We start from the raw sequence: 26027 nt of genomic DNA, 5'->3' as shown, positions 1-26027 counted from the left end.
GCACCTCACAGAGCGGGCAGGGACGGACGCGCGTGCCCGCCGGACGGACGCGGACGCCGCACGGGCCGGTACTCGGGCAGCAGGCGGCACAGCAGCAGCCGCACCCGCGCGTCGTCGCCGTGCCCGGCGGCCTCGGCGAGTTCGTCGAGCAGCGGCGGCAGCCCGGCGGGCGGCGGCGCGGGCCGGGTGCCCCAGATCCGCGGATGCGCGGTGGGGACGCGCCGCTCGCAGTCGGCGAACGTCTTCTCGGCGAGCTTCTCGCCCGGCCCCAGGCCGCTGAACCGGATCGTCACCTCGGGCCGCCGCAGCTGCGCCGCATACCGGTGCACCAGCTCCACGACCGGCAGGGGGCTGCCCATGTCCAGCGCGAACGTCTCGGCCTCCTCGGCGAGGGCGGCGGCCTCCAGCAGCAGCCCGGCGGCCTCCGCGGCCGTCATGAAGTGGCGCGCCACCTCGGGATGGGCGACGTCGACGACCTCGCCGCACGAGATGCGGTGCGCCACCGCGTCCAGCAGCGGCCCGCCCGCGTCGATCACGTTGCCGAGCCGCACGGCGGCGAAGCGGGTGGGGCCGCCGGTCGCCGCCTGGAGCAGCAGTTCCCCCAGGCGCATCGTCGCGCCGAGCACCGAGGTGGGGTCGGCGGCCTTGTCCGACGACACCAGCACCAGCCGCGCCGCCTCGTGCCGCAGCGCGCCGTCGACGACGTGCCGGGCGCCGACGACGTTGTCGGTCACGCCGCGGCACGGGTCGTGTTCGACGCTGGGCAGCTCGTTGCGCGCCGCCGCGTGGAACACCAGCTCCGGCCTGGCGTCGCGGAAGAACCGTTCGACGGCGGCGCGGTCGCGCACGTCGGCGCGCACCGGCCGCGCCCCGGGCAGGTCGAGCGCCAGCCGGGACAGGCCGTCGGCGTCCTTGTCGACCAGGCACAGCGCCGCCGGTCCGAGCGGGGCGACGCCGCGGCACAGCGCCGACCCGACCGTGCCGCAGGCACCGGTGACCAGCACGCGGCGTCCGCGCACGTGCCGCCGCGCCCGCACGCCCGGCACGGGCACCTCGGCGCGGCCCAGCAGGGCGGCCATGGGGTCCTGTTCCCGGGACTGTTCCGGGGGGTGCCGCCGGGCGGTGGGACGGCGGCGACGCGGGAGCCCTGCCATGTCAGCCTCGCGACCGCAGGGCGCCGGCCAGCGCGTCGACCACCCGGTCCTGCGCGGCGTCGCCGAGCCGCGGGTACAGCGGCAGCGAGAGCAGCCCCTCGGCCACCCGGTCGGTGGCGGGCAGCGGGCCGAGCTCGTGGTCGTCCAGCAGGTCCCGGTACACGGTGAGCCGGTGCGCCGGGATGAAGTGCACCGACGTCGACACGCCCGCCTTCTCCAGCTCGGTGATGACCGCCTCACGTCCGGGCACCCGCACCTGGTAGAGGTGCCAGGCGTGCTGGACGCCCTCGCCCAGGTCGCGCTGCGGCAGGACGACCCCGGGCAGGCCGCGCAGCGCCTCGTCGTAACGGGCGGCCAGCTCGGCGCGGCGCCGCTGCCACTCGGGCAGGGCGTGCAGCTGGGCGCGTCCGATGGCGGCCTGGACGTCGGTCATGTTGGCCTTGAGCCCGAGCTTCTTCACGTCGTACGACCAGCTGCCGCCGGGCAGGTAGCGGCGCCAGGAGTCCTTGCTCATGCCGTGCAGCCGCAGCGAGCGGACCCGCTCGGCGAACGCGGCGTCACGGGTCGCCACCGCGCCGCCCTCGCCGATCGGCAGGTTCTTGGTGGCGTAGAAGGAGAAGCACGCGGCCTGCGAGTCCGCGCCGACCGGCACGCCGCCGCGCGCCGCGCCCGGACCGTGCGCGACGTCCTCCACCACGCGCGAGCGGTCCAGCCCGGCCGCCCCGGCCAGCGCGGGCACGTCCACCGGGTAGCCGGCCTGGTTCTGCACCACCATCGCGGCGGGCCTGGCGCGGGCGGCGGCGGCCTCGACGGTCGCGGGGGACGGCACCAGCGTGTCCTCGTCGATGTCGACCAGCACCGGGCGGTGCCCGGCGTGCAGGATCGCGTTGATCGCGCCGCAGAACGTCAGGCTCGGGGTGAGCACGGCCGAGCCGGGCGGCAGCTCCAGGGCGCGCAGGCTCAGCTCGATCGCCGCGGTGCAGGACGCCACCGCCACCACGTGCTCGGCGCCCAGGAAGTCGGCGAAGTCCTGCTCGAACTCGGCGGTCTGCGGGCCGGTGGTCACCCAGCCGGAGTCCAGCACCTTGACGACGGCGTCGCCGACCTCGGCGGCGAACGAGGGAAGGGAGAACGGGACGGTGGTCTGGCCGGCGCTCGTGCTCATATGTGCGTCACCCCTGGCTGGTGGTCCTGTGCGTGCTGGTCGTGCGTGTCGCGGTCGTGTGTGTCGTGGTCATGCCTGTCGTGGCCGTTGCGTGCGGTGGTCCGGCGGGAGAGCGACCTCCCGCGGGAGACGGCGACGACCCCGAGCAGCGGCCAGCCGGACGCGGCGACCAGGTCGCGCACCGACTCCAGCGCCGCCGCCCGGGTCAGCGGGCCGACCACCGCGACCACGCCGGTCCGCTCGCCCGCGCCCGGGTCGACGTCCTCGAACGCGTGCACGTGGCACAGGCCCTCGCCGGCGACCCTGCCGTTGGGCGTGGACGGAGCCGGAGCGGCGACCGTCGTCCGGTCCCCGTACACCGCCGCGGCCACCGTCGACACCAGGTCGGCGGGCAGCGGCCCGGACCCGGTGGTGACCAGGGCGACCCGGCGGACCCGGACGCGCCGGGCCGACAGCCGCATCCGCCGGCCCAGATCGGCCCGCGCCGCCGGGCCCCGGTCGGCCCACCCCAGCAGCGGCGCGCCCAGCCGCCGCGCCACCCGCCGCTGCCCCGGGACGGTCGGCCGGAACATCTCGATGACGACCGCGACCAGCACCCCGGCGACCAGCCCGGTCAGCCCCGCGACCGCCGACATCATCACCGCCGGGTCCGACGGCGGCTTCAGCACCGCGGGCTGCACGAACGACGCCGTCCCCGAGGTGGTCAGCCGGGTGCGCAGCTCGGTGCGGGTGGTGCGCAGGTCGCTCAGCTCGGCCTGGACGCGTTCGCGCTCGTTGGCCGCGTCGATGTCGGGCGGCGTGGCGGCGGCGCGCCGCGACAGCGGGCCCAGCCGTCTCTCCAGGTCGCGCATCCGCCGCTCGATGCCGGCGAGCTGGGTGCTGATCGGGCCCTGGTCGGACCGGTTGATCTCGACGACGACGGCCCGGCCGAGGGCGTCGGTGAGCCGCCGCGCCACCCGCGGGTCGGTGTCGCGCACCGACAGTTCGACCACCGTGGAGGCGCCCAGCCCGGCCACCGTGATCCGCTCGGCGACCGCGTCCGGTTTGCGGACGACGCGCTGCTCGCCGAGCACCCGCTCCAGCAGGGCGCGGCCGGTCGCGAACGCCTTGACCTGGCTGACCGCCATGCTGACGCCCGCGTCGCCGGCGGCGGCGTCGGCGGCCCGCCCGCCGGCCTGCAGCCGCGCGGTCGCGGTGTGCTGCGGCTCCTGCCGTCCCACCACGACCGCCACCAGGACCAGCGGGACCAGCAGCATGCCCAGCAGGAGCGGCCAGTACCCGCGGACGACCCGCGCGGCGACTTCGTCGATCTCCACGATCACCCCTCCGGCGTCCTCGCGCCGAGGGTCTCAGCGCCCGCCGGGCGACGGATCACCCATCGATACGAGCGCGCCCTACGTCTTTTGCAGGGGCCGAGGGATCGCGCAGGTCGGTGGGACGGGATGGACGCGCCGCCGCTAGCCGCGGTCGCCCGGGCGCATGCCGGCGCGCATCGCCAGGGTGATCGCCTCCAGCACCGAGTGGACGTCCAGCTTGGCCAGCAGGTTCTGGGTGTGGGTGCGGACGGTGTTGGCCGACAGTCCCAGCCGCGCGGCGATCTCCGCGCGGTTCAGCCCGTCCACCAGGCACTGCAGCACTTCGCGTTCGCGCGGGGTGAGCCCGGCCGGCAGCCGCGTGCCGCCCTGCCCGGCGTCGTCGTCCAGCAGCCGCCGCAGCACGTCGCCGAGCACGTCCGGCGGGATCCAGCCGCCGCGCCGGGCGGCGCCGCGGACCACCCGCGCCACCAGGTCGGCGCCCTCGGTCTTGACCAGGAACCCGACCGCGCCGCGCCGCACCGCCCGCACGATCGCGTCCACCTCGTCGGTCGCCGTCAGCACGACCACGCGGACGTCCGGGTGCCGCTCGCGCACCCTGTCCAGCACGTCCAGGCCGCTCTCCGCGCCCAGCGACAGGTCCAGGACGATCACGTGCGGCCGTTCGGTCGCGGTCAGCGCGAGGGCGCGCCGCCCGTCGGGGGCGACGGGCAGGACGACGAGGTCGGGTTCCCGGCTCAGCCGGGCCGCGAGGGCCTCGGCGAACAGCGCGTGATCGTCCACGATCAGGACGCGGATGGGGGGCTGCATGCCAGGACGATGCCCGCCCTGCGGCGGGCGCGAATCCTGCGAACGCCGTTCCACGGCCGAGTCCGGCCTGGGAATCTCACGGGCCGCATTCTGGGCGTGCCGTTCGGTGGCCGGGGAACGGGGCGTAAGGAGAGGCGCGGCGGCGTTCTCCGGACATGCCGGGCACAGGGGAAGAACTGCGTGCGCGGACGCCCGAGGCGGGGCGGAAGTTGACGCCGGTCCGGAGGCGGCCAGGCGCGGACGGCGGACATTGACCCCTCACGGTCCGTTGCCGAAGCTTTTTCCTGTCGAGAAGGCGCGAGGCAGGGGGAAACGACCGTGAAAGTCCTGATCACCGGTGGTGCCGGTTTCATCGGCAGCACGATCGCCTCGGTGTTCGCCGAGCGCGGGGTCACACCCGTCGTGCTGGACAGCCTGGTCACCGGACGGCGGGAATTCACCGACGGCAGGATCTTCTATCGCGGGGACGTGGGCGACGGCGCGCTCGTCGACCAGATCTTCCGCGACCATCCCGACGTTTTCGCGGCGGTGCACTGCGCGGCGCTCATCGTGGTGCCCGAGTCGATGGCCGATCCGCACCGCTACTACCAGGTCAACCTGTCCAAGACCATCGAATTCACCGGGCATCTGGTGCGCAACGGATGCGACCGGCTGATATTCGCCTCCACCGCCGGAATGTACCGGCCCGAGGACGACCTCTCGGTGCGGGAGACCTCGCCGCTGGAGCCGAAGAACCCCTACACGCGCTCGAAGATGATGGCCGAGCTGGCACTGGCCGACTTTGCCGCCGCCTACCCGCTGCGGGTCGTCTCCCTGCGCTATCTCAACCCGATCGGCGCGGACCCGCGGCTGCGCACCGGCCTGCAGCACCGCCGGCCCTCGCACGCCCTCGGCAAGATGATCGAGTCGTACGAGAACGGCGAGCCGTTCACCATCACCGGCGTGGACTGGGCCACCCGCGACGGCACGGCGATCCGCGACTACATTCACGTCTGGGACATCGCCCGCGCCTTCTACGAGACGGCCGTGCGGTTCGACTCGGTCCTTCCCCCGCTCGGACCGGGCGGCCCCGGAAAGCCTTCCGGCGGCTACGAGGTCATCAATCTCGGCACCGGCGACGGAATCACCGTGCGGGAGCTGGTCGACGCCTTCCGGGTAGTCGTCGGCGACGAATTCCAGGTGCGTGAGGCACCCGCCCGTCCGGGGGACGTGGTCGGCGCTTTCGTCGATCCGGCAAAGGCCGAGGAACTGCTCGGCTGGAAGCCCGAATACAGCGTCGAGGAAGCCATCCGCCATTCTCTGGAATGGGCGCGCCAGCGCCGCGCGCTCGACGTGGTCTGACATTTCCCGACCGTGTCGCGGCGCGGCCCGTCATGGGCGGCGTGACCCGTCATGGGCGGCGCGGCTCGTCACGGATCGCGGCGGGTGAGCGTCACCGGGAACTCGGTCACGCCGCGCACGAACGCGTTGCGCAGGATGCGCGGGCCCGTGTCGTCCGCCCACCGCGCGTCCGCCACCCGCGCGACGAACTCCTCGAAGAAGATCCGCAGCTCCAGGCGGGCCAGCGAGGCGCCCAGGCAGAAGTGCGGGCCCAGGCCGAACGCGATGTGGTCGCCGGGCGCGCGGGTCACGTCGAACTCGTCGGGACGGTCGAACACCGCCTCGTCGCGGTTGGCCGACCCGTACATCAGCAGCACCTGCGCGCCCGCCGGGATCGTCACCCCGGCCACCTCGGCGTCGCGCGTGGCCGTGCGGCACATGTTGAGGATCGGCGTCGTCCACCGCACGAACTCCTCCACCGCGCCCGGGATGAGGGACGGGTCGCGGCGCAGCAGCTCCCACTGGCCGGGATGCCGGATCAGCGCGTCCAGCGCCGTCGCGATGACGGTGCGGGTCGTCTCGGCGCCGCCGACGAGCAGCAGCAGCGCCTCGTGCGCCAGATGCTCGTCGTCGTACACCGGCTCGCCGGGACCGGCGTTCGACCACACCGACAGCAGGTCGCCGGCCGGGCAGCCGCGCCGCTCCTTGGCCATCTCCAGCACGGCCAGCGCGAACTCGGCCGCGGCCTGCGTCGCGTCCGCCGTGACGTAGCGCAGCCCGCCCCCGGCGAACACCGCCGTCTCCGACCAGCGCACCAGCTGCGGCCACGACTCCTCGGGGAAGCCCAGCAGCCAGCCGATCACCCGGGCGGGCAGCGGCGCCGCCAGCGCCGGGACCGCGTCCACGGTGCCGCGCTCCAGCGCGTTCTCGACGCAGTCCACGGCGGTCGCGCGGATCCGGTCGGCGTAGCGGGCCACGCCGCGCGGCGTGAACCGCTGGTACACCATGCGGCGGCGCAGCATGTGCTCCGGATCGTCCAGGCCGATCATGGACGGGTCGGACGGCAGCTGCGGACGGTAGCCGCCCGCGTTGCTCCACAGCCGCGGGTCGCGTTCGATGGCGAAGACGTCCGCGTGCCGGGCGACGCCCCACAGCCCGTTGGCCTCGTCGTGGTAGACGGGCGCCTCCGCGCGCAGCCGCGCGTACACCGACCACGGGACCGTCGCGTACATCTCACCGTCGAGCAGGTCGACCCTCATGACTCACCCAAGCAAGCGATAGGTTGCATTCCCTGCCATCCTGACCGGTCGGCCCGCCCACGGCAAGGGCCCCGCGCGTATGCTTCCCGCGCCCCGTCCGGCTTCCCGCACCACCGGAGATCCACACGGCGCCGGATGCGAGAAGATGGGACGATCCCGACAAGGAGGCGCAGTGACCGGCGATGTGCGGATCACCGTGACGCGGACGCTGAGCAAGGAGCAGCAGGCCCGCCGCGAACGGCTGCTCGACGCGGCCCGCCGGCTCGCGCACGAGGGCGGCTACCACGCCGTCACCATGCACGACGTCGCCGACCGCGCCGGGGTGGCCCGCGCGACCGTGTACCGCTACTTCGCCACCAAGGACCACCTGCTCACCGAGGTGGCGGCCACCTGGGCGCACCGCATCACCGCCGACATCGACGCTCTGGCGGTCGGGGAGACGCCGGTGGAACGGCTGACCGCGCTGCTGGAGCGGATCGTGCGCGTGGCCGCCGAGGAGCGCACCCTCACCTCGGCCATCATCCAGGCGGTGACGTCGGACGACCCCAGCGTCGACGACGCGCGCACGGTGCTGTTCCTGTTCGTGCGCGACCGGCTGTCGGCGGCGATCGGCGGCCCGGTGCCGGAACGGGACGAGATCGAGATCGTGCTCGGGCACGTCCTGCTGGCCGCGCTGGTCAGCCTGTCGTCGCTGCGCCGCCCGGTCGAGGAGGTCGCCCTGATGGTCCGCACCGCCGGCCGGATGGTGCTCGCCGGAGCCCTCGCGGCCGCCCCCGCCCGTCCCGAGACGCCGGACAGCCAGGAGAACTAGGCGTCGGAAGACTGCGCGCCGGGGAGCCTGGCCCCGGGAAGCAGGGCGCGGCCGATTGGACCGACGTCCCGGCGGTCGATTGGACCTTCGACGCGGGGACGTGCCGGGCATAGCGTCGCATGTCGTGAGTCATCCGCTGTTGTTCCTGCTCGCCGCCACGACCCTGGTCGTCATCCCCGGCCCGAACCACCTGTACATCATCACCCGCAGCGTCGCCGAGGGACGGCGCGCCGGCGTCGTCTCCGCGCTCGGCGTCGAGAGCGGCACGCTCGTGCACGTCGCCGCGGCCACCGCCGGGCTGTCCGCGCTGGTCGCCGCGTCCGCTACCGCGTTCTCCGCGCTGCGCTACGCGGGCGCCGCGTACCTGGTCTACCTGGCGATCCGCACCTTCCGGGCCCGCGACGAGGGCGACGCGACGCCCCTGCCGCCGCAGCCGCTGCGCCGCGTCTACCTCGACGGCCTGCTGGTCAACGTGCTCAACCCCAAGGTCGTGCTGTTCTTCCTGGCGTTCCTGCCGCAGTTCGTCGACCGCGGCGCCGCCGTCCCGGTCCCGGCCCAGATCGCCGTGATGGGCCTGGTCACCGGGCTGATCGGAGTGGTCAGCGACATGGTCTACGCGGTGGCGGCCGGGTCGATCGGCGCCTGGCTGCGGGCCCGTCCGGCCTTCCGGCGGCGGCAGCGGCACGCCACCGGCGTCATCTATCTGGGCCTCGGCGCGGCCGCCGTGCTCGCCGGGCCCCGCCGCGCCTGACGCCTCGCCCGGTTGGTACGCGCCGTTTGTCACCCGACTGACAAACGGCGCGGTCCAATGGTGCGATCCGGCAGAAGCCTCACCGGATACGGACGAGTACTTTCAGTAGTCCCCGCTTCGCACGGGCATGGGAGGTGCGCACGGTGACCACGTCCGTCGGCGAACGCTCGACCCTCAAGCCCTGGGCCGGCGTCCCCCCGGAGATCGGCGAGATCTTCCGTCCCCATCTGGACGCCCTGGCCGAGGAGATGATCGCCGAGATCCTGCTTGGGATACCCGAGTACGCCCGCCCGCAGGACGAGGAGTACGCCCGGCTGGTGCGGCTGGCCGTGGAGGGCGCGCTGCGGCAGTTCGTCGACCTCATCGTCGATCCCGACGCGTCCTGGGAGTCGGTCGCCGCCGTCTACCGGGAGATCGGCTGGGCCGAGGCGCGCGAGGGCCGCGGCCTGGACGTGCTGCAGACCTCGCTGCGGCTGGGCGCGCGGGTGGCCTGGCGGCGCCTGGCCGCCGAGTCCGAGCACTACAACATCTCCCGCCGCACGCTGGCCAGCATCGCCGAAGGGATCTTCGCGTTCCTGGACGAGATCGCCCAGGCCGCCACCGAGGGCTACACCAAGGCGCGCGAGCAGGAGGCGGGCGAACTGGAGCACCGCCGCCGGCGCCTGCTGGACCTGCTGCTGGCCGAGCCGCCCGCCGCGCCGCAGGCCATCGCCGACATGGCCCGCCTGGCGCAGTGGCGGGTGCCCCGGACGGTCGCCGCCGTCGTGCTGTACGAACGCAGCCGCCGGCCCTTCCACCAGCCGTCGCTGCCGCCCGACGTGCTCTCCGACGTCAACCGGCGCGAACCCTGCCTGCTCGTCCCGGACCCCGACGGGCCCGGCCGCGCCCGCATGCTGGAGACGGCCCTGCGCCACTGGGTCGCCGCGCTCGGCCCCACCGTGCGCACCGAGGACGCGGCCAAGTCGCTGCGCTGGGCGCGCGAGGCGCTGCCGCTGGCCCGTCGCGGCATCCTGCCGTCCGACCGGCTCATCCGCTGCGCCGACCACATGCCCACGCTGGTGGTGTTCAAGGACGAGGAACTGGTGCGGGCCGTCGCCGACCTGCGGCTGGCGCCGCTGAAGGCGGTGCGCCCCCGGCACCGCGAACGGCTGGCGCGCACCCTGCTGGCCTGCCTGCAGAACGGGTTCAATGCCACCGAGGTCGCCGGCCGCCTGCACGTCCACCCGCAGACGGTGCGCTACCGCCTGCACCAGCTGGAGGAACTGTTCGGCGACCGGCTGTACGCGCCCGAGACGCGGCTGGAACTGGAGATGGTGCTGACCGTCTGGCTCAGCGCCCCGGACGTCGCCGACGACAAGGAGAGCGCGGTCGCGATGGAACGTCCGAACCGCGGCCCGCACGCCTCCCGCGCCGCCGCCGACCACTGACGCGTCCGCCCGGCGCCCGGCGGCTTGGCTCGCTCGCCGGGCGCCGTTCGGGACGCCCTCTACGCCAGGCGCAGGAGCCGCTTGAGGATGGACGGTTCCTTCAGCTCGCCGCCCACGGTCAGGGGAGTGCTGGCGGCGCCCGCCGTCACGGCGCCGAGCCGCGTGCCGTCGGCTGCCTGGCGCGGCGGATCCCCGGTGACGCGGACCGGCACGGTGAGCCCGGGCCAGCCGACCACCGTGACGGGGGCGGAGGCGCGCAGCGGCGTCTCCCCGCCCAGGCCGTCGTCGACCACCGCGACCTGTGCCCCCGCCGGGGCCAGCGTGACCGAGGTCAGCGTGTTCTCGGCGGCCACGACCAGCCGCTGCGCGACCGTCAGCGCGCCCATCGCGCTCGGCGTCCGCTGCCCCATGACCGCGCCCACGATCGTGGTCGGGACGTTGCCCACCCGCTTGCGCGCGGCGAAGACGTAGTTGCCGCCCGCCGCGTCGGTGTAACCGGTCTTGCCGCCGAGCACCCCGTGCTGCCCGACCAGGATGTTGCCGCCGGGACGCGCCGGCCGCCCGTCGTTGGGGACGTAGGTGCGGTTGGCCACGATCTCGGCGAACGCCGGGATCTTCATCGCCGCGGTCAGCAGCTTGACCTGGTCGGCGGCCGTGCTGACGGTGCGCGAGTCGTAGCCGCTGGGGTCGGTGTAGGTGGTGCTGGTCATCCCCAGTGACCGCGCGGCGTCGTTCATCTTGCGCACGAACGCCTGCTCGTCGCCCGAGTCCCAGCGGGCCAGCTCGTGCGCGATGTTGTTCGCCGACACGATCATCAGCGCCTCCAGCGCCTTGCGCTGGGTGAACGGCTGTCCCGCCACGACCTCGACGAGCGACTCGCCGCGCTGCTTGCGCGCGGGAAGCTGCGCGGCCTCCTGCGGGGAGATCCTGAACGTCGGACCCGGCGCGCCCGGCTGCAGCGGGTGGTCGCGCAGGAAGACGTACGCGGTCATCACCTTCGCCACGCTGGCCGTGGGGGTCGGCGCCTGCCCGCCGGACGACCCCATGGAGCCCACCCCCTCCACATAGAGGGTCGCCTGCCCCTGCCGTGGCCACGGAAGCGCCGGGGCGGCACCCCCGAAGGTGTGCTGGGTGGTCGGCAGGGTCAGACGCAACGTCGGCTCGGGGGTCGGCCGTATGAGCTGCCCTCCCACCAGCCCTGCGAGCAGCACGAGCAGGGCCACGACGGTGATCAGGCCGCGGCGCCGCCGCTTGCGTGGTCCCTTCGCGGGAGGCTGCTCGGGCTCCTGCGTTGCGGCCGGCTGGGCGGCCGCAGGCGGACCGTCTGGGGGTGGTGCCGTCTGCGGTGGGGGCGCTGTGTACGCCGGTGCCGCCGCAGGCGGGGCGGTCTGGGGCAGGGGATCCCGCTGCGTCGTCTCCGTGAAGCCCTCGGGAAGGAACGGAGGGGCCTCCGGCAGCGGCTGCTCCACCGTTGGCTGAGCCGAGCGGAATCCCTGGTGGGACGGCGGCTGCACCCGTACGGGCCACGACGGAGGAGCATTCCCCGGCTCGGGTGCTTCGCGCTCGGGGGCGGGACGGGTGAGCGCGGCGTCCTCAGCGGCAGGCGCGGGCTCCTGCGGTGCGGCCTGCTGCGGTGCCGGGTGCTCTGCGGGCTGCGGTGCGGGCTCTGGCTTCTCCTGAGCGGGCCGCTGAGGCGTGCTCTGCCTGAACTCGGCGTCAGCCGGCCGTTCCCTGAAGAACACCGGGCGTGGCAGGTCCGGAACGGTGGCATTGCTGGACGCGGCGGGCGGCTCCGCCTTGGGCGGAAGCCGGAACTCCGTGGTGGGCGTCCTACCGCCGTCCTCGCCGTCCTCGCCTTCTTCTTCGTCCTCTTCGGCTTCGTCGGCGTCCGCCTCGTCGGTCTCCTCGGCGGCGGAGCGGGGCTCGTCCTCGGGCTCCTCGCGGTCATCGGATTCGTCGGATTCGCCGGGTTCGTCCGCCCGCTCCGGTTGCTCGTCCTCGACGGCCTCGTCCTCGGGCTCAGCCGGCTCGGCGGATTCCGAGGACGGCTCCGGCTCCTCCTCGGCCTGCTCCTCGGCGGCCTGCTCCTCGTCGTCGCGGCCCTCGGCGTCGGCTTCCTCCTGCCGCCGCTCGGCTTCGGAGTCGGCCTCCTCTTCCTCCTGCTCGGACTCGTCCTCCGCCTGCTCGGGCTCGGCGGCCTCGGACGGCTGCTCCGGCTGCGCGTCCGCCTGCTCCTCAACGCCGTCCTGTGCCTCGGCGTCGTCCTCCGGCTCGACGCCGTCCTCCGGCTCGACGCCGTCCTGCGGCTCGGCGTTGTCCTGTGCCTCGGCGTTGTCCTGTGCCTCGGCGTCGTCCGTGGTGTCGGGCTCGTCCGTGGTCTCGGGCTCGGCCTCCGCCTCCGGCCGTGCCTCAGTGTCGGCCTCGGGCTCCGCCTCCGCCTCCGCGTCCGCCTCTGCCTCGGGCTCTCGTTCGGTTTCCGAGGAGCCGCCCTGGTCGAAGTCGGTGTCCGGTTTCGCGTCGGGTGCGGGGCCGTCCTGCGGGGGCGTCCCCGCAGGATCGTGCCGTGCGTCGTCGTCCAGCTCACGCGACGCGTCATTCACGGCGCGACCTCCTCGACTTCATGCCGGGCAGTTGGAGAAAAGACCGGGCAGGCGGGCGGAACGGTCTCGCCGACGACCCCCGTGCATCTGTCAAGATGCGCGGGTCCGCCCCCGGGTTCACACACATACGAAGCCTTGATCCGATTGTTGGTCAGGGCCGGTGTCCCCAGAACGCGTCGATGTCGGCGAACGAGCGCAGCGCGTCCTCCAGCGGCGCCGGGGTGACCTTGACGTTGCCGGTGAAGGGCACGTTGACCTCGTAGAGGAGGAATACCACGAACGCGACCGTGGCCGCGCCCACGAACGCCAACACGACCCGAACCGCCGGACGCGGATCGCCCCGCAGCATCGGCAGCACCACCACCAGCAGCCCGGTGGAGATGAGCGCGACCCACATCAGCGGGGGAATCCTGGTCCCGGCCAGCGACTCGCGTGAGCGCCGCGCGTCGAAAAGGGCGCTCACCGCTCGCAACGCGTCCTGGTACCGAATGGTGGCGCCGCCCGGCTGTGGAGAGATGTGCGTGATCTCGTAGCGCAACTGCCTCGCCAACTGCCAGGAGCGGGGGTGCAGCTCCCCCGTCTCGGCCATGGTCGGCCATTCCACGCGGATGACATGGGTGGTGTAGTCGCGCAGCTCGCTGCGCAGCCGCACCTCCTCCGGGCCGTCGATCGTCTGGGCGTACCAGTACAGGTCGAGGACGGCGTCGGTCTCCTGCACCACGCTGCGGCTCGCCTGGTTGATGGTCAGCCAGACGAACAGGCCCATCGTTATCGCCGTCAGCAGGAACGCGGACACCACCAGGACGGTGGTGAGCGCCCCGTACATCCCGAAGTCGTACCGCACCCGGGCGGGGACCGTCCGCTGGATCAGCAGCGCCCCCGCGACCGCCGCCGCTCCCGTCCCGAAGACGGCCAGGCAGCCCAGGAGCACGGTGGTCATGCGCTCGACCCTTCCCGGCGTCCACCGGCGATCGCAGGGGCAGGGCAAGGCTTTGCCGACTCGGGGTGGTCCGCTGGGAGCATCCGGACGCGGGAACGCGGTCGGGCCAAGAGTTGTGAGTGATCCGCGATCGTCCGGGTAAGGCCGAGATCGATCGGATCTGCAGAGACATCGACAGGGTCAACCTCAAGGGGTGAACGATGGCCACCAAGATCCGCGACATCATGACCGGTTCCCCGACGGCGGTCTCGCCGCAGGACGACATCGTCAGCGTGGCGCGCCGGATGCGCGACGAGGACATCGGCAACGTCCTGGTCGCCGAGGGCGACGAGCTGCGCGGCATCGTCACCGACCGCGACTTGGTGGTGCGCGGTCTCGCCGCGGGCGGCGACCCGGGCAGCACCAAGGTCGGCGGCCTGTGCAGCGACGTCACGGCCACGGTCGGGCCGGACGACCCGCCCGAGCGGGCGGTCGAGATCATGCGTGAGCGGGCGGTCCGCCGCCTGCCGGTGATCGAGAACGGCCGGCCGGTGGGGATCGTCTCCATCGGCGACCTGGCGGTGGAGAAGGAGGGCTCCGCCCTCGCCGACATCAGCGCCGCCAAGTCGAACCTCTGAGTGGGGTGGTGGAGGGCCCGGGACGCTGCTCCGTGCGTCCCGGGCCCTGTCGCGTCCGTCAGGCGGGGCGCGGCAGGGCGCGCAGCAGGCGCTCCACTTCCTCTTCCGTGTTGTAGTAGTGCACCGACGCCCGTACGGCACTGACGGCGCCGCTGGGATCGAAGCGCTGCTCCCCGCTGGTGATGCTCACGTTGACGCCCTGCTCCCGTAGCGCGAGCTTGACGTCGGCGGCCTCGTGCCCGTCCACGGTGAACGTGACGATGGCCGAACGACGCGCCCCGCGATCCAGGACGTTCACCCCTGGACGGGCCGCGAGCTCGTCACGCAGCCCCGCGGCCAGGGCGGTCACACGTTCCTCGATGGCCGCGACACCGAGCGCGACGGCGTAGTCGGCGGCCACGCCCAGGCCGATCTGCCCGGCGACGTAGCGTTCCCACGTCTCGAAGCGGCGGGCGTCGTCGCGGACGACGTACTCGTCCGGGGCCGTCCAGGCGGCCGAGTGCAGGTCGAGGAACGGCGGCTCCAGCGTCCGCAGGACGTCCCGCCGCACGTACAGCAGGCCCGTGCCGCGCGGCCCCCGCAGGAACTTGCGGCCCGTCGCCGACAGCATGTCGCAGCCGATCTCCCGCACGTCCACGGTGAGCTGCCCGACCGACTGGCACGCGTCCAGCAGGTACAGCGCGCCCGCCGCCCGCGTCAGCCGCCCCACCTCGGCCGCCGGGTTGACCAGGCCGTTGTGCGTCGGGACGTGGTTGAGCGACACCAGCCGCACGTCTCCCTTGGCCAGCTCGGCCTCCAGCGCCTTCAGGGAGATCTGGCCGTCGGCGTCGTCGGGCACCACCTCCACGCGGGCGCCGCGCGCCCGCGCGACCTGCTGGTAGGCGATGCCGTTGCTGGCGTACTCGCTGGTGGTGGTGAGGATCCGGTCGCCGCGACGGAACGGGATCGCGTAGAACACCATGTCCCAGGCGCGGGTGGCGTTCTCCACGTAGGCGATCTCGTCGCGGTCCGCGCCCAGCAGCCCGGCGACCGCGTCGTAGAACCGCTCGACCGCCGCGGACGCCTGCTCGTAGGCCTCGTAGCCGCCGGTCAGCGCCTCCAGCTCCAGGTGCCCGTTCACCGCGTCGATCACCGGCCTGGGCGGCAGTGCCGCGCCCGCGTTGTTGAAGTGCGCCACCCGCGCGCAGCCCGGTGTGTCCGCCCGCGCCTTGTCGATGTCGATGTCCACGTTGTCCGCTCCTCGTCGCCGCCTCGGATATTCAAGCCGTGCGGCCGTGGCTGCGCAAAGTGTCAGACCCCCGCGAGACGATGCCACGCGACGGGGGCCTTGACCTCGACCATTGTTGAGGTCCCACCATCGGAGGTCGGACCTTCCTCCTCCGACCAGATCGGCGGTACCCAATGGACATGGAAGTCACCGCGTGGATGTCGCTGCACCACGCGATGAACGCGCAGGACGACCGGCGGCCCTTCTCCCGCGCCACGCTGCGGCGCATCTGGGGCTTCGCGCGGCCGCACCGCGCGCTGCTGACGTGGTTCCTGCTGCTCAGCGTGGTCATGGCCGTCCTGGCGGTGGTCACGCCGGTGCTGGCCGGACGGGTCGTCGACGCGATCGGCGAGGGCGCCGCCACCGGCACCGTCACCCGGCTGGCCGTGCTGATCGCCGTGATCGCCCTGGCCGAGGGCGGGATCGGGCTGCTCAACCGGTGGCTGTCGGCGCGCATCGGCGAGGGCCTCATCCTCGACCTGCGCACCGCCGTGTTCGACCACGTCCAGCGCATGCCGGTCGCGTTCTTCACCCGTACCCGCACCGGCGCCCTGGTCAGCCGCCTCAACAACGACGTGATCGGCGCCCAGCGCGCCTTCAGCGACACCCTGTCGGGGGTGGTCAGCAACCTGGTCACGCTGGTGCTGACGTTCGCGGTCATGGTGGGCATCTCCTGGCAGATCACGCTGCTGGCGCTCCTGCTGCTGCCGGTGTTCGTGCTGCCCGCCCGGCGCATGGGCACCCGCCTGGCCCGCCTGCAGCGCGAGGCCGCGGCGCACGACGCCGCCATGAGCACGCAGATGACCGAGCGGTTCTCCGCGCCCGGCGCGACGCTGGTGAAGCTGTTCGGACGGCCCGCCCGCGAGTCGCGGGAGTTCGCCGTGCGGGCCCGGCGCGTCCGCGACATCGGCGTGCGCACCGCGATGGTGCAGCACGTGTTCATCACCGCGCTCACCATGGTGTCCGCCCTGGCGCTGGCCCTGGTCTACGGCCTCGGCGGGTACTTCTCGCTGCGCGGCCAGCTCGACGCAGGCGCCGTGGTGGCCCTGGCGCTGCTGCTCACCCGCCTCTACGCGCCGCTGACCTCCCTGGCCAGCGCCCGGGTCGAGGTGATGAGCGCGCTGGTCAGCTTCGAGCGCGTCTTCGAGATCCTCGACCTGCGTCCGCTGGTCGCCGAACGCCCCGACGCCCGCTCGGTGCCGGACGGCCCCGTCTCCGTGGAGTTCGACAACGTCCGCTTCTCCTACCCGTCGCCCGACAAGGTGTCCCTGGCGTCCCTGGAGGAGGTCGCCGTCCTCGACACGCGCGGCGGCGCCGAGGTCCTGCACGACGTCTCCTTCCGCGCCGAACCCGGCCAGATGGTCGCCCTGGTCGGCTCCTCGGGCGCCGGGAAGTCCACGATCGCGAGCCTGCTGCCCCGCCTCTACGACGTCGACTCCGGCGCCGTCCGGCTGGGCGGCGTGGACGTGCGCGACCTGAGCTTCGCCGCCATCCGCGACACCCTCGGCATGGTCACCCAGGACGGCCACCTGTTCCACGAGTCGATCCGGGCCAACCTGCTGCTCGCCCGTCCCGAGGCCACCGAGGACGAGCTGTGGGAGGTCCTGCGCCGCGCCCGCCTGGACGACCTGATCGAGAGCCTGCCCGACGGCCTGGACACCATCGTCGGCGAACGCGGCTACCGGCTGTCGGGCGGCGAACGCCAGCGCCTGACCATCGCCCGCGTCCTGCTGGCCCGTCCCCGCGTGGTCATCCTCGACGAGGCGACCGCCCACCTCGACTCCACCTCCGAGGCGGCCGTCCAGGAGGCCCTGACCGAGGCCCTCGACGGCCGCACCGCCGTGGTGATCGCCCACCGCCTGTCCACGGTCCGCGCCGCCGACCTCATCCTGGTCGTGGAGGACGGCCGCATCGTCGAACGCGGCACGCACGACGAACTCCTCGCCGCCGAAGGCCGCTACAGCGAACTCCACCGCACCCAGTTCCAGCCCCCCACCGTCGAAGCCGTCGCCTGACCCCGAAGCCCGTCGCGCACCGGCCACAACCCCCACCGGCGCGACGGGCATTCCTGGCGCTGGTGACATCGTCGTTTTTCGGTATGTCGCTGTTCATCCCTTTTTGTGGCAGGCATTCCTCTTTTTGGATCGGTAGAACCGCCGGAATGCGGGGTGCGTACCACACCAGGGGGAGTCGGCTCGCAGGCAGGCGGGGAGGAGGACGGCGCGTGCGGTTTCCCCAGGGCAGGAAGGCCGAGGAGGGGTCCGGGGGAGCGCTTCGCCGGCGTGGTCGAGGACACGTGGTGTTCTGCCTGCAAAACACTGTGATCCGCGACATAATCGCGCAATCGCCACGAAGGACCATTCCACCCAACTGAGGACCTGATGGAGCAATCCCTCTTGGTGGCGGCGCTCGTCGGCGCCGCCATCGGCATCGTCGTCCTCGCGGTCGTGCTCGTCCGCCAGCGGCACGTCTCCGACCGGTACCGCGGGCGGACCGAGGCACTGCTGGACGAGCTGCGGCGGCGCGACGAGGAGCTGCGGCATCTGGCCGGCACGCGGCTCCCCGAGCTGCGCGACCAGCTCGACGGGCGGCCGGTGACGGTGTCCAGGCCGCTGCACGAGCAGTGGCTGACCGGCACGCCGTTCGGGCAGGACGTGCAGACGGTGCTGGACCTGTTCACCGAGAGCGTGGAGCGCGCCCGGGTCCGCGCCGACCGGTCGGCCAAGGTCACGCTGCGGGCGATGATGCGCACCGTGCAGAGCCTGACCAACGAGCAGCAGCTCGCGCTGACCGACATGCAGGACCGGCACGACGACCCGGAGGTGCTGGCCGACCTGCTGCGCCTGGACCACATGAACGCCCAGCTCGGACGGCGCGCCCAGGCCACGGCGGTGCTGTGCGGGTCGTGGCCGGGCCAGCAGCGGCAGGCGTCGGCGCTGTCGGACGTGGTGCGCGGCGCGGTCTCCCGGATCCGCGACTACCTGCGGGTCCAGCTCACCTCGGAGGTCAACGTCGCGGTCGTCAGCCGCGCCGTGGAGCCGGTCGTGCTGGTGCTCGCCGAACTGCTGGACAACGCCACCCGGCACTCCCAGCCGAACACCACGGTCGAGGTCAACTTCCAGATGGCGCACAACGGCGTGGCCATCATGATCGACGACGCCGGGGTGGCGATGAACGGGGAGGAGATCCAGCGCGCCACCCGGCTGCTGAACGGCCGCGAGAGCGTCGACATCAACCGGATCGGCGACCCGCCGCAGGTCGGCTTCGCCGTCGCCGGGGTGCTGTCGGCCCGCTACGGGTTCACCGTGTCGGTGGACACGCGGTCGCCGTACGGCGGCGTGCGCGCGGTGGTGTTCCTGCCGAACACGCTGCTGACCGCCGTCCCGACGAACGAGCAGGAGGGACCCGCCGTGTCGCCCGAGCCTGACGTGTCGTCCGTCCGAGCACAGCCGGCGGGGGTGGGGGCCGCCGGACGTCCGGAGCCGGTCGCCGAGGAGGCCACGGCCGGCGGCCTGCCCAAGCGCCGCCGCGTCACCGCCGCCGCGCCGGCGCAGGCGGCGGAGGAACCGGCCGCCGGGAACGGCGCCGCCGCGGGCGCGGAGCCGCCGTCGCGCCGGAGCGCCGCGGGACTGGGGGCGTGGCAGCGCGGAACGCGGTCCGGTCGTGCCGCGTCCGTCCCCGGTCCGGCCGAGGGGGCGGCCGGCCAGCACGAAGCCGACAGTGAAGGGAACATCCGGTCATGACCGATTTCGTGGACAACAAGCTCGGCTGGATGCTCGACGACGCACTGCGCATGCCGGAGACGCGGTACGCGATCCTGCTGTCGGCCGACGGGCTGCTGATCGCCCACTCCGCGCAGATCAACCGCGACGAGGCCGAACGGCAGGCCGCGGGGATGGCGGGGCTGCAGTCGCTGGCCCGCAGCACCGCCGAGTTCTGCGGCAACCCGAACACGATGTGGCGGCAGACGGTCAGCGAGTTCGACGACGGCTACGTGTTCCTCGTCGCCGCGGGGCCGGGCGCGTACCTGGCCGTCTCGGCCACCCAGCACGTGGACATGGAGGCGGTGTCGTTCCGGCTGCAGGAACTGGTGCAGCGGCTGGGCAAGGAACTGTCGACCCCGCCGAGACGGGGTGCCGACGCATGATGACGCCGCGCAACCGGCGGGCGCTGGTCCGGCCGCACGTGGTGACCGGCGGCCGGGCGCGTCCGACCCGCAACATCTTCGACCTGGTGACCCTGGTGACGGCCGCCGGGGATCTGCCGCTGACCGGGCTCAGCCCGGAGAAGCGCCGCATCGTGACGCTGTGCCGGGGCGGCGCGCTGTCGGTGGCCGAGGTGTCCGGTCATCTGGGCCTGCCGGTGAGCGTCACCAAGGTGCTGCTGTCCGACCTGGTGGACAGCGGCCACATCACCACCCGGGCCGCGAGCCCGGACTCGTCGCGGCCCGAGCAGCTGGGGCTCCTGCAGGAGGTGCTCGATGGACTCCGTGCTCTCCTCTGAGAGCGTCGCCGCGGGCGCGCCCGGCACGGGCGCCGGCGGCATGTACGTGCGCGACTCGGTGCGCCAGTCGGTGAAGCTGCTGATCGTGGGGCACTTCGCGGTCGGTAAGACGACGCTGGTGGGCACCCTGTCGGAGATCCGGCCGCTGCGCACCGAGGAGCGGATGACGCAGGCCGGGGCGCCCGTCGACGACCTGTCCGGCGTCCCCGACAAGACCCACACCACCGTGGCCATGGACTTCGGGCGGCTCACCCTCAGCGACCGGCTGGTGCTGTACCTGTTCGGGACGCCGGGGCAGGGCCGGTTCAAGCGGCTCTGGGAGGATCTGGCGCGCGGGGCGCTCGGCGCCCTGGTGCTGGTCGACACCCGCCGCCTGGACCAGTCCTTCGAGATCATGGACCTGGTGGAGCGGCACGGCCTGCCGTACGCGGTGGCCGTCAACGCCTTCGACGGCGCCCCGGTGTTCCCCGAGGCCGAGGTCCGCGAGGCCCTCGACCTGCATCCCGCCACCCCGCTGGTCACCTGCGACGCCCGCGACCGCGCGTCGTCGGCGCGGGCGCTGATCGCGCTGGTGGACCACCTGATCGCCACCGACCGGGAGGCGTCATGACGACCGAACGCCTGGACGACGACCAGACCCGTGCCGCCGCGGCCCCCTCCCCGTACGGGGCGGGGGCGTCGGGGTGCCCCGTGCACGCCGGCGGCCGGATGCCCCTGTACGGGCCCGAGTTCGCCGCCGACCCGCACGGCGCCTACGCCAAGCTGCGCGCCCACGGGCCGTTCGCGCCCGTGGAGCTGGCGCCGGGCGTCCCGGCGATGCTCGCCATCGGGTACGACGCGGCCCTTGAGGTCCTGCGCGACGACCTGACGTTCATGCACGACCCGCGCGGCTGGCAGGAGACGGTGCCGCCCGACTGCCCGCTGCTGCCGATGATGGGGTACCGGCCGAACGCGCTGTTCACCGACGGCACCGTCCACGCGCGGCTGCGCGGCGCCATCACCGACGCGTTCGCCCGGGTCGACAACACCACGCTGCGCGGCTACGTCGAGCGCAACGCCGACAAGCTGATCCGCCTGATGGGCCCGATGGGCGAGGCGGACCTGCTCAAGGACTACGCCGTCGTGCTGCCGCTGCTGGTGTTCATGGAGCTGTTCGGCTGCCCGCCGGACATCGCCCAGCAGCTGATGTACGGCATGAGCGCCATCTGGGAGATGGAGGAGGCCGAGAAGGGCAACGCGGCGCTGGCCGACGGCGTCCAGCGGCTGGTCCAGCTCAAGCGTCAGCGTCCGGGCGCCGACATCACGTCCTGGCTGATCGCCCACCCGGCGCGGCTGACCGACGAGGAGATGGCGCACCAGCTGGTGGTGCTGATGGGGGGCGGCACCGAGCCCACCCAGAACCTCATCGCCAACGGGCTGCGGTTGCTGCTGGCCGACGACCGGTTCGCCGGTGACCTGTCCGGCGGCAGCATCCCCGTGGAGGACGCCCTCGAAGAGATCCTCTGGACGGACCCGCCGATCGCCAACTACGCGGCCCGTTACCTGGCCCGCGAGATGGAGTTCATGGGCACGGTGCTGCCGGCCAACCAGCCCATCGTCATCAGCTTCGCCGCCGCCAACACCGACCCCGCCAAGGCCACCGACCAGCGGACGGGCAACCGCGCCCACGTCTCCTGGGGCGCGGGGCCGCACGCCTGCCCCGCCAAGAGCCACGCGCGGCTCATCGCGTCGGTGGCCATGGAGCGGCTGCTGGACGGCCTGCCCGACATCGAACTCGCCGTCCCCGCCGGGCAGTTGCAGTGGCGGCCGGGCCCGTTCCACCGGTCCCTGCAGGCACTGCCGGTGAAGTTCCCGCGTGTCCGGAACGCCGACCAGTCCTGGGGCGCGCAGAACGACGCGCTGGAACAGGGGGCAGAACCCGCCGAGGCACCGCCGCGGCCGTCCGTCTACGCCGCGGCGGGCGCCGTCCACCAGCCGCCGCCCGCGCCGGTCCCGGCTCCGCGTGGCGGCTTGCGGGCCGCCGTCGCCCGCTGGTGGAACGGCGAGTAGGGGGTCACCGGTCGCGGGCTCGGCAGGGGCCGGGCGCCCGCGCGGGAGCGCGGGGCGCCCGCCCGGCTCACACCCGGGCGGATTGGCGGATGCGGTCGTACTCGTTGTGCGCGTCCACGAGCGCCAACGCGCCGACCAGCCACGACAGCTCCTCGTGGCCGCCGCCGCGGGCCACGTCGCGCAGCAGCGTGTCGCCGTCGGACGGCAGGTGCAGCCGTTCGGCGGCGCGGACGGCGTGCCGGTCCATGAACGGCCCCGCCTCCGGCCAGAACATCTGGGCGTCGCGGAGGAAGACCGCGCGGCCCGCGTCGTCCATGCCGGGGATCTCCGCCAGCAGCTCGACCAGGCGGTCGTGGTCGCCGCCCGCGGCCCTGCGCAGGTTGCGCAGGTCGCCGTCGTAGCGGTCCATGATCATGCGGGTCGCCTCGCCGAGCAGGCGGGCGGCCCGGTCGGCGTGGGGGTACCCGGCCTGGGCGATCACCTCGGCGCGTCCCCGGTCGTCGGTCTTGCTCATCTCGGGCGCGCTGTCCCAGCGGCGCGACAGCAGCGCGCGGGTGGCCTCGACCGCCTCCCGCGACGGTGCCGCGTCGTCGGCCAGGACCGACAGGCACAGCAGCCGGAACAGCCCGGCCGCCGTGGCGGTGACGGTGAAGCCGGTCTCCTCGGCGACGTAGCCGCGGGGGTGACGGTCCAGCAGGGCGCGCACCGTCGCCTTCGTGCGCTCGTCCATCGGCATGGCCGCTCCTACCCCTGCTTGCGCGCGATGGCCTCGGCCAGTTCCTCCTTGGACATGCGCGAGCGACCCTGCACGTCCAGCTTGGCGGCCCGCTCGTAGAGCTCCTGCTTGGAGTGGCCCTCGACGTCGACGCCGCCGAAGCTCTTGCCCTTGCCCTCGCGGGCCCTGGGGTTCTTGGCACGCGGGTCGGACGGGCCCTTCTGGGCCTTCTTGACCCAGCGGTCGCCCCTCTTCTCGAACTTGTGCTTGAGCGCCGCGTACGCGGTGCGGTGCGCCCGCTGGCCCTCGCCGTACGTCTCGACCGCGCTGTCGTGGGCCTTGGCGAAGGTCTCCTGGGCCTCCTTGTCGGAGCGCTGGAGGGTGCTCGGAAGCTCTTCCTTCCGCGGCTTGCCGCTCTTGGTCGTCTTCGGCATGGCTCCTCCTTTCCTCCCTCTTCGATCCCGCTTTCCAGAAAGGGCGGCCATAAACCGGGAGCGCGCGGCGGCAGGTGCGGCGCCTGTCACAAGGGCGGGGGGCGTTCCGGGGGGCGCGCGGGAAGAGAACGACGGGTTCCGCTCACGGAGAAGGCACGCCCGCGGGCCGGCGGGTGGGCGTGCCCCCTCCCCCCTCCGTGGCCGCCGGGGCCGGGCATACGGGGCCCATGGGCACCGGTGCGGGACGGTTGCCCGTCGGCTCCGCCGACGGTGCCTCCCCCGAGGACTCCTATGACCGGGGCGCCCGGCGACTGCAACGAAAATAGGCACTACGCCCGGGTATGTTCGCGCGACCGCCGTCCCGTGCGACGAGCGGCCGGATTCCTGCGACGAGTGGTCACCCGATCACCCACCGCTACGGCGGGCGGGAGTCGCCCGGTATCCGCGGTGCTCGGAGCTGGGGCGCTGAATCCGGGATGCTCAGTAGTCGTGGCGGGTCATCAGCCAGCACACGGCGACGATGCGGACGAACTCCCAGTCACGGGTGTCGCCGGGGGTCCAGCCGCGTTCCAGCGCGGACTCGGTGAAGCCGACCAGGTAGTCGCCGAGCGACGCGGCGTCGAGCGTCTGGTCGGACGCGGCGAGGAGGTCGCGCACCGCGGCGGCGTGCTGGTCCACCGCTGCCAGCAGCCCGGGTATGCTCGCCATGGCTGTCATCCCGGCGTTGCCCACGCTGCGGGCGACATTGGCCAAGGCATGCGACGGCTTGTCTCGCATGGCCTCGACGTTAGCAAGGCTTTTCCGGCGCTTGACCGCTTCCCCGCCCCGTCCACAGGGCTTTGAGCAGCGGAAACCCCCCAGTCAGAGGGGGATCGCGCACGTCGGACGGCACGCCCGCGACGCCCGATCTTTTACTTCATTTTTTACTCGACGGCGGGTTGATCAGGCGGGCACCCGGGAACGCGCCAGCGCACGCCGGTACACCTTGACGGTCTCCAGGGCGATGCGGTCCCACGAGTAGCGGGAGCGGGCCCGGTCGCTGCCCGCGAACCCCATGGCCGCGCGGCGGGTCGGGTCGGCGAGCAGCGCGCGGATGACGCGGGCGGTCTGCTCGGGTGTCCGGGGCGCGACGTGCACCCCGGTGACACCGTCGATGACGGTGTCCAAGTGACCGCCGACGGCGGTGGCGACGACCGGCACGCCGCAGGCCATCGCCTCCAGCGGCACCATGCCGAACGGCTCGTACCAGGGCAGGGTCACCACCAGGTCCGCCGACCGCAGCAGCCGGGGCACCTCCGCCCGGGTCACCCGTCCCAGGAACGCCACCCGCCGGGCGACCCCGGCCTCCTCGGCCACCCGGCGCAGCCGCCGCACGTCCGGGTCGTCGTCGATCCGCTCGTACGGCGGGCCCCCGGCGACGATCAGCTCCGCGCCGGGGATCCGGTCGAGCGCCCGGATCGCGGTGTCCACGCCCTGGCGTTCGCCCAGCCGCGACAGCATGAGCAGGCGCCGTCCCCGCCGGGACGGGTCGGCCGGCCCCTCCGGGCTGAAGAACTCCAGGTCGACCCCGCAGGGCACGATCGTGATGCGCTCGCGCGGCACCCCCATGCGCACCAGCTCCTCGGCCTCCTCGGAGCTCGTCGCGATCACGGCGTCGGCGGCCTGGCCGATGGCACGTTCCAGCCGGATGCGTCCGGCCGGCCCGGTGTCCTCCGCCCCGCCGTGGCGGTGCTCGACCGTGCCGAGCGCGTGGTACGCCTGCACCATCGGGACGCGCCGCCCGCCGAGATGCCGGATGGCCTGGACCGTGGCCAGGCCGCTCATCCAGAAGTGCGCGTGGGCGATCTCGGGCTGGTCGTCGACCCAGCGCTGTCCCAGGTAGCGGCCGAAGTCGGGGATCCAGGGGAGCAGCTCGTCCCGGGGGATCGGCTCGGCCGGCCCGGCGGGCACGTGCTCGACGGTCACCCCGGGCTCCAGCCGCACCCGCGCGGGCAGGGCCGGGTCGTCGCGGCGGGTGTAGACGGTGACGTGGTGACCCTGCGCCCCGAGACGCGCCGCCAGGTCGGCGACGAACACGTGCTGCCCGCCGGGGTCGGCGGGGCCGTTCTCCGCCTCGCCCTCCTCGTCCGGGTCGACGGCGCGGACGGCCAGCGGGCTGGCGTGTTCGGAGATCATGGCGATCTTCACAGGGTCACCTCCGGGAGCAGTCGGCCCCACTCGCGCGGCACGGTGGTCACCCGCGGGCCGCCGGGCCCGCCGGGCCGCCGGCCGCCCGACCGGCCGATCACGCCGGCCGGTCACCGCGATGGGGAAGAAAAGGACTTTCGTGATGTTCGGGGGTGCGGATGGTGGGCGCACCGGGCCGGAACCACGGAGGACTGTGCTGACCCTTCGCGCCGGCGACGTCGCCGGACGAACCGGCCACGTCGCCGCCGAATCGGCGCGGTCGTCGCCTGCCCGTCCCGGCTCGGCGCGTTCGGGCCGGCGGGGACGGGGCGCGCTCACATGGACGCGCGCTGCGCCTCTTCCCGCCTGTCGCCGTGGGTCGCGGCCGCCCAGTCACGCCGGTGCGTGCTCGGCCGGGCGAACCAGGAGCGGAGCATCGCGATCGCGGCGATCGAGCCGGCGAGCGTGACGACCGCGGTCAGCCCGGTGGCGCTCCACTTGGCCCACGTGCCGATCCGCGACGTCCTGCGCTGCGGCCGACGAGCCTTGTTCGACGACTTGCGTGCCTTGTTCGCCTTCATCGCGGGTCCCCTTCATGAGCACGGTTGTTCGCACGCAGGGCATGACGGCCACACCCCCGTGGCGAAAATCGACGGTTACGGCCCCGTTCCGAGACGGACGAGGGAACGAGGCCCGCGCACAGATACCTTTCAGTAACGGGCCGTG

At 73.5% G+C, this 26027-nt stretch carries 24 protein-coding genes; 11 read left to right on the top strand and 13 right to left on the bottom strand.

Annotated elements, in window-relative coordinates; translation table 11 throughout:
- Nucleotides 1-5: 5 nt before the first annotated feature.
- From ABZ801_RS29550 to ABZ801_RS29535, 4 genes are all read right to left on the bottom strand, one after another.
- Nucleotides 6-1079, bottom strand: coding sequence for a polysaccharide biosynthesis protein (locus tag ABZ801_RS29550; RefSeq protein ID WP_360703855.1), 1074 nt, complete (start codon nucleotides 1077-1079; stop codon nucleotides 6-8).
- 76 nt (nucleotides 1080-1155) lie between these two features.
- Complete coding sequence (locus ABZ801_RS29545; protein WP_360703852.1) at nucleotides 1156-2319, bottom strand: DegT/DnrJ/EryC1/StrS aminotransferase family protein; 1164 nt, start codon at nucleotides 2317-2319, stop codon at nucleotides 1156-1158.
- On the bottom strand, nucleotides 2316-3635 hold the full coding sequence (locus ABZ801_RS29540) for a hypothetical protein (protein ID WP_360703849.1): 1320 nt from the start codon (nucleotides 3633-3635) through the stop codon (nucleotides 2316-2318). Before ABZ801_RS29540 ends, ABZ801_RS29545 begins: the two co-directional genes overlap by 4 nt.
- Nucleotides 3636-3776: 141 nt before the next feature.
- Entirely contained in the window at nucleotides 3777-4442 is a 666-nt protein-coding gene (locus ABZ801_RS29535; protein WP_344954676.1) for a response regulator transcription factor, read from the bottom strand.
- Between the two features lie 318 nt (nucleotides 4443-4760).
- Here ABZ801_RS29535 and galE point away from each other — a divergent pair, with 318 nt between their 5' ends.
- Nucleotides 4761-5783: a UDP-glucose 4-epimerase GalE gene (galE, locus tag ABZ801_RS29530; protein WP_344954678.1), complete on the top strand. Its 1023-nt coding sequence runs from the start codon at nucleotides 4761-4763 to the stop codon at nucleotides 5781-5783.
- Nucleotides 5784-5851: 68 nt separating this feature from the next.
- Here galE and ABZ801_RS29525 read toward each other — a convergent pair whose 3' ends face one another.
- On the bottom strand, nucleotides 5852-7021 hold the full coding sequence (locus ABZ801_RS29525; RefSeq protein ID WP_360703846.1) for a cytochrome P450: 1170 nt from the start codon (nucleotides 7019-7021) through the stop codon (nucleotides 5852-5854).
- A 172-nt stretch (nucleotides 7022-7193) separates the two neighbouring features.
- On the opposite strand from ABZ801_RS29525, the gene ABZ801_RS29520 reads away from it, so the two are divergent.
- The 3 genes from ABZ801_RS29520 (at nucleotide 7194) to ABZ801_RS29510 (ending at nucleotide 10010) form a co-directional block, all read left to right on the top strand.
- Nucleotides 7194-7832, top strand: coding sequence for a helix-turn-helix domain-containing protein (locus ABZ801_RS29520; protein ID WP_360703843.1), 639 nt, complete (start codon nucleotides 7194-7196; stop codon nucleotides 7830-7832).
- 124 nt (nucleotides 7833-7956) lie between these two features.
- Nucleotides 7957-8583, top strand: a complete 627-nt coding sequence (locus ABZ801_RS29515; protein ID WP_360703840.1) for a LysE family translocator — start codon at nucleotides 7957-7959, stop codon at nucleotides 8581-8583.
- 143 nt (nucleotides 8584-8726) lie between these two features.
- Nucleotides 8727-10010 carry a helix-turn-helix domain-containing protein gene (locus tag ABZ801_RS29510; RefSeq protein WP_360703837.1) on the top strand — a complete coding sequence of 428 codons (1284 nt, stop codon included), beginning with the start codon at nucleotides 8727-8729 and terminating at the stop codon, nucleotides 10008-10010.
- Between the two features lie 59 nt (nucleotides 10011-10069).
- On the opposite strand, the gene ABZ801_RS29505 is transcribed toward ABZ801_RS29510, so the two are convergent.
- Together ABZ801_RS29505 and ABZ801_RS29500 are read right to left on the bottom strand one after the other, a co-directional pair.
- Complete coding sequence (locus ABZ801_RS29505) at nucleotides 10070-12610, bottom strand: hypothetical protein (protein ID WP_360703835.1); 2541 nt, start codon at nucleotides 12608-12610, stop codon at nucleotides 10070-10072.
- A 151-nt stretch (nucleotides 12611-12761) separates the two neighbouring features.
- Nucleotides 12762-13550 (bottom strand): hypothetical protein, encoded by a 789-nt coding sequence (locus ABZ801_RS29500; RefSeq protein WP_360703832.1) that lies wholly within the window; start codon nucleotides 13548-13550, stop codon nucleotides 12762-12764.
- Between the two features lie 200 nt (nucleotides 13551-13750).
- Here ABZ801_RS29500 and ABZ801_RS29495 point away from each other — a divergent pair, with 200 nt between their 5' ends.
- Nucleotides 13751-14167 carry a CBS domain-containing protein gene (locus ABZ801_RS29495; RefSeq protein WP_344954692.1) on the top strand — a complete coding sequence of 139 codons (417 nt, stop codon included), beginning with the start codon at nucleotides 13751-13753 and terminating at the stop codon, nucleotides 14165-14167.
- Between the two features lie 58 nt (nucleotides 14168-14225).
- On the opposite strand, the gene ABZ801_RS29490 is transcribed toward ABZ801_RS29495, so the two are convergent.
- The gene (locus ABZ801_RS29490) at nucleotides 14226-15395 is read right to left on the bottom strand and encodes an aminotransferase class V-fold PLP-dependent enzyme (RefSeq protein WP_360703828.1); all 1170 of its coding nucleotides are present in this window, start codon (nucleotides 15393-15395) and stop codon (nucleotides 14226-14228) included.
- 173 nt (nucleotides 15396-15568) lie between these two features.
- Between ABZ801_RS29490 and ABZ801_RS29485 the strand changes: the two genes are divergently transcribed.
- The 6 genes from ABZ801_RS29485 to ABZ801_RS29460 all read left to right on the top strand — a co-directional run bounded on the left by ABZ801_RS29485 (nucleotide 15569) and on the right by ABZ801_RS29460 (nucleotide 21986).
- Entirely contained in the window at nucleotides 15569-17449 is a 1881-nt protein-coding gene (locus tag ABZ801_RS29485; RefSeq protein ID WP_360703825.1) for an ABC transporter ATP-binding protein, read from the top strand.
- 366 nt (nucleotides 17450-17815) lie between these two features.
- Nucleotides 17816-19177, top strand: a complete 1362-nt coding sequence (locus ABZ801_RS29480; RefSeq protein ID WP_344954704.1) for an ATP-binding protein — start codon at nucleotides 17816-17818, stop codon at nucleotides 19175-19177.
- Nucleotides 19174-19581 carry a roadblock/LC7 domain-containing protein gene (locus ABZ801_RS29475; RefSeq protein ID WP_344954706.1) on the top strand — a complete coding sequence of 136 codons (408 nt, stop codon included), beginning with the start codon at nucleotides 19174-19176 and terminating at the stop codon, nucleotides 19579-19581. The genes ABZ801_RS29480 and ABZ801_RS29475 overlap by 4 nt, the downstream gene beginning before the upstream one ends.
- Nucleotides 19578-19937, top strand: coding sequence for a DUF742 domain-containing protein (locus ABZ801_RS29470; protein WP_344954708.1), 360 nt, complete (start codon nucleotides 19578-19580; stop codon nucleotides 19935-19937). Before ABZ801_RS29475 ends, ABZ801_RS29470 begins: the two co-directional genes overlap by 4 nt.
- A 40-nt stretch (nucleotides 19938-19977) precedes the next feature.
- Complete coding sequence (locus ABZ801_RS29465; protein WP_360704211.1) at nucleotides 19978-20547, top strand: ATP/GTP-binding protein; 570 nt, start codon at nucleotides 19978-19980, stop codon at nucleotides 20545-20547.
- Nucleotides 20544-21986, top strand: coding sequence for a cytochrome P450 (locus tag ABZ801_RS29460; RefSeq protein ID WP_360703820.1), 1443 nt, complete (start codon nucleotides 20544-20546; stop codon nucleotides 21984-21986). The genes ABZ801_RS29465 and ABZ801_RS29460 overlap by 4 nt, the downstream gene beginning before the upstream one ends.
- 67 nt (nucleotides 21987-22053) lie before the next feature.
- Here ABZ801_RS29460 and ABZ801_RS29455 read toward each other — a convergent pair whose 3' ends face one another.
- The 5 genes from ABZ801_RS29455 to ABZ801_RS29435 form a co-directional block, all read right to left on the bottom strand.
- Nucleotides 22054-22716, bottom strand: a complete 663-nt coding sequence (locus ABZ801_RS29455) for a hypothetical protein (protein WP_344954712.1) — start codon at nucleotides 22714-22716, stop codon at nucleotides 22054-22056.
- Nucleotides 22717-22730: 14 nt separating this feature from the next.
- Nucleotides 22731-23135: a ChaB family protein gene (locus ABZ801_RS29450; RefSeq protein ID WP_344954714.1), complete on the bottom strand. Its 405-nt coding sequence runs from the start codon at nucleotides 23133-23135 to the stop codon at nucleotides 22731-22733.
- Between the two features lie 480 nt (nucleotides 23136-23615).
- Nucleotides 23616-23843, bottom strand: a complete 228-nt coding sequence (locus ABZ801_RS29445) for a DUF6401 family natural product biosynthesis protein (protein ID WP_344954715.1) — start codon at nucleotides 23841-23843, stop codon at nucleotides 23616-23618.
- 234 nt (nucleotides 23844-24077) lie between these two features.
- A complete protein-coding gene (locus tag ABZ801_RS29440) occupies nucleotides 24078-25322 on the bottom strand; it encodes a glycosyltransferase (protein ID WP_344954716.1) in 1245 nt (414 codons plus the stop codon).
- A 314-nt stretch (nucleotides 25323-25636) separates the two neighbouring features.
- Complete coding sequence (locus ABZ801_RS29435; RefSeq protein WP_344954717.1) at nucleotides 25637-25882, bottom strand: hypothetical protein; 246 nt, start codon at nucleotides 25880-25882, stop codon at nucleotides 25637-25639.
- Nucleotides 25883-26027: the final 145 nt, after the last annotated feature.

It is taken from the genome of Actinomadura sp. NPDC047616, assembly GCF_040642915.1.
Classification (GTDB): Bacteria; Actinomycetota; Actinomycetes; order Streptosporangiales; family Streptosporangiaceae; genus Spirillospora; species Spirillospora miaoliensis.
This window is presented reverse-complemented; position numbering and strand designations above follow the sequence as displayed.

Excerpts from the sequence above, each read along its gene's own strand:
- ABZ801_RS29535 (WP_344954676.1), bottom strand. The coding sequence starts at position 4,442 with ATGCAGCCCCCCATCCGCGTCCTGATCGTGGACGATCACGCGCTGTTC.
- ABZ801_RS29480 (WP_344954704.1), top strand. The coding sequence starts at position 17,816 with ATGGAGCAATCCCTCTTGGTGGCGGCGCTCGTCGGCGCCGCCATCGGC.
- ABZ801_RS29445 (WP_344954715.1), bottom strand. The coding sequence starts at position 23,843 with ATGGCGAGCATACCCGGGCTGCTGGCAGCGGTGGACCAGCACGCCGCC.
- ABZ801_RS29545 (WP_360703852.1), bottom strand. The coding sequence starts at position 2,319 with ATGAGCACGAGCGCCGGCCAGACCACCGTCCCGTTCTCCCTTCCCTCG.
- ABZ801_RS29455 (WP_344954712.1), bottom strand. The coding sequence starts at position 22,716 with ATGGACGAGCGCACGAAGGCGACGGTGCGCGCCCTGCTGGACCGTCAC.
- ABZ801_RS29485 (WP_360703825.1), top strand. The coding sequence starts at position 15,569 with ATGGACATGGAAGTCACCGCGTGGATGTCGCTGCACCACGCGATGAAC.
- ABZ801_RS29550 (WP_360703855.1), bottom strand. The coding sequence starts at position 1,079 with ATGGCCGCCCTGCTGGGCCGCGCCGAGGTGCCCGTGCCGGGCGTGCGG.
- ABZ801_RS29475 (WP_344954706.1), top strand. The coding sequence starts at position 19,174 with ATGACCGATTTCGTGGACAACAAGCTCGGCTGGATGCTCGACGACGCA.
- ABZ801_RS29470 (WP_344954708.1), top strand. The coding sequence starts at position 19,578 with ATGATGACGCCGCGCAACCGGCGGGCGCTGGTCCGGCCGCACGTGGTG.
- ABZ801_RS29435 (WP_344954717.1), bottom strand. The coding sequence starts at position 25,882 with ATGAAGGCGAACAAGGCACGCAAGTCGTCGAACAAGGCTCGTCGGCCG.
- ABZ801_RS29465 (WP_360704211.1), top strand. The coding sequence starts at position 19,978 with ATGTACGTGCGCGACTCGGTGCGCCAGTCGGTGAAGCTGCTGATCGTG.
- ABZ801_RS29500 (WP_360703832.1), bottom strand. The coding sequence starts at position 13,550 with ATGACCACCGTGCTCCTGGGCTGCCTGGCCGTCTTCGGGACGGGAGCG.
- ABZ801_RS29450 (WP_344954714.1), bottom strand. The coding sequence starts at position 23,135 with ATGCCGAAGACGACCAAGAGCGGCAAGCCGCGGAAGGAAGAGCTTCCG.
- ABZ801_RS29525 (WP_360703846.1), bottom strand. The coding sequence starts at position 7,021 with ATGAGGGTCGACCTGCTCGACGGTGAGATGTACGCGACGGTCCCGTGG.
- ABZ801_RS29460 (WP_360703820.1), top strand. The coding sequence starts at position 20,544 with ATGACGACCGAACGCCTGGACGACGACCAGACCCGTGCCGCCGCGGCC.
- ABZ801_RS29495 (WP_344954692.1), top strand. The coding sequence starts at position 13,751 with ATGGCCACCAAGATCCGCGACATCATGACCGGTTCCCCGACGGCGGTC.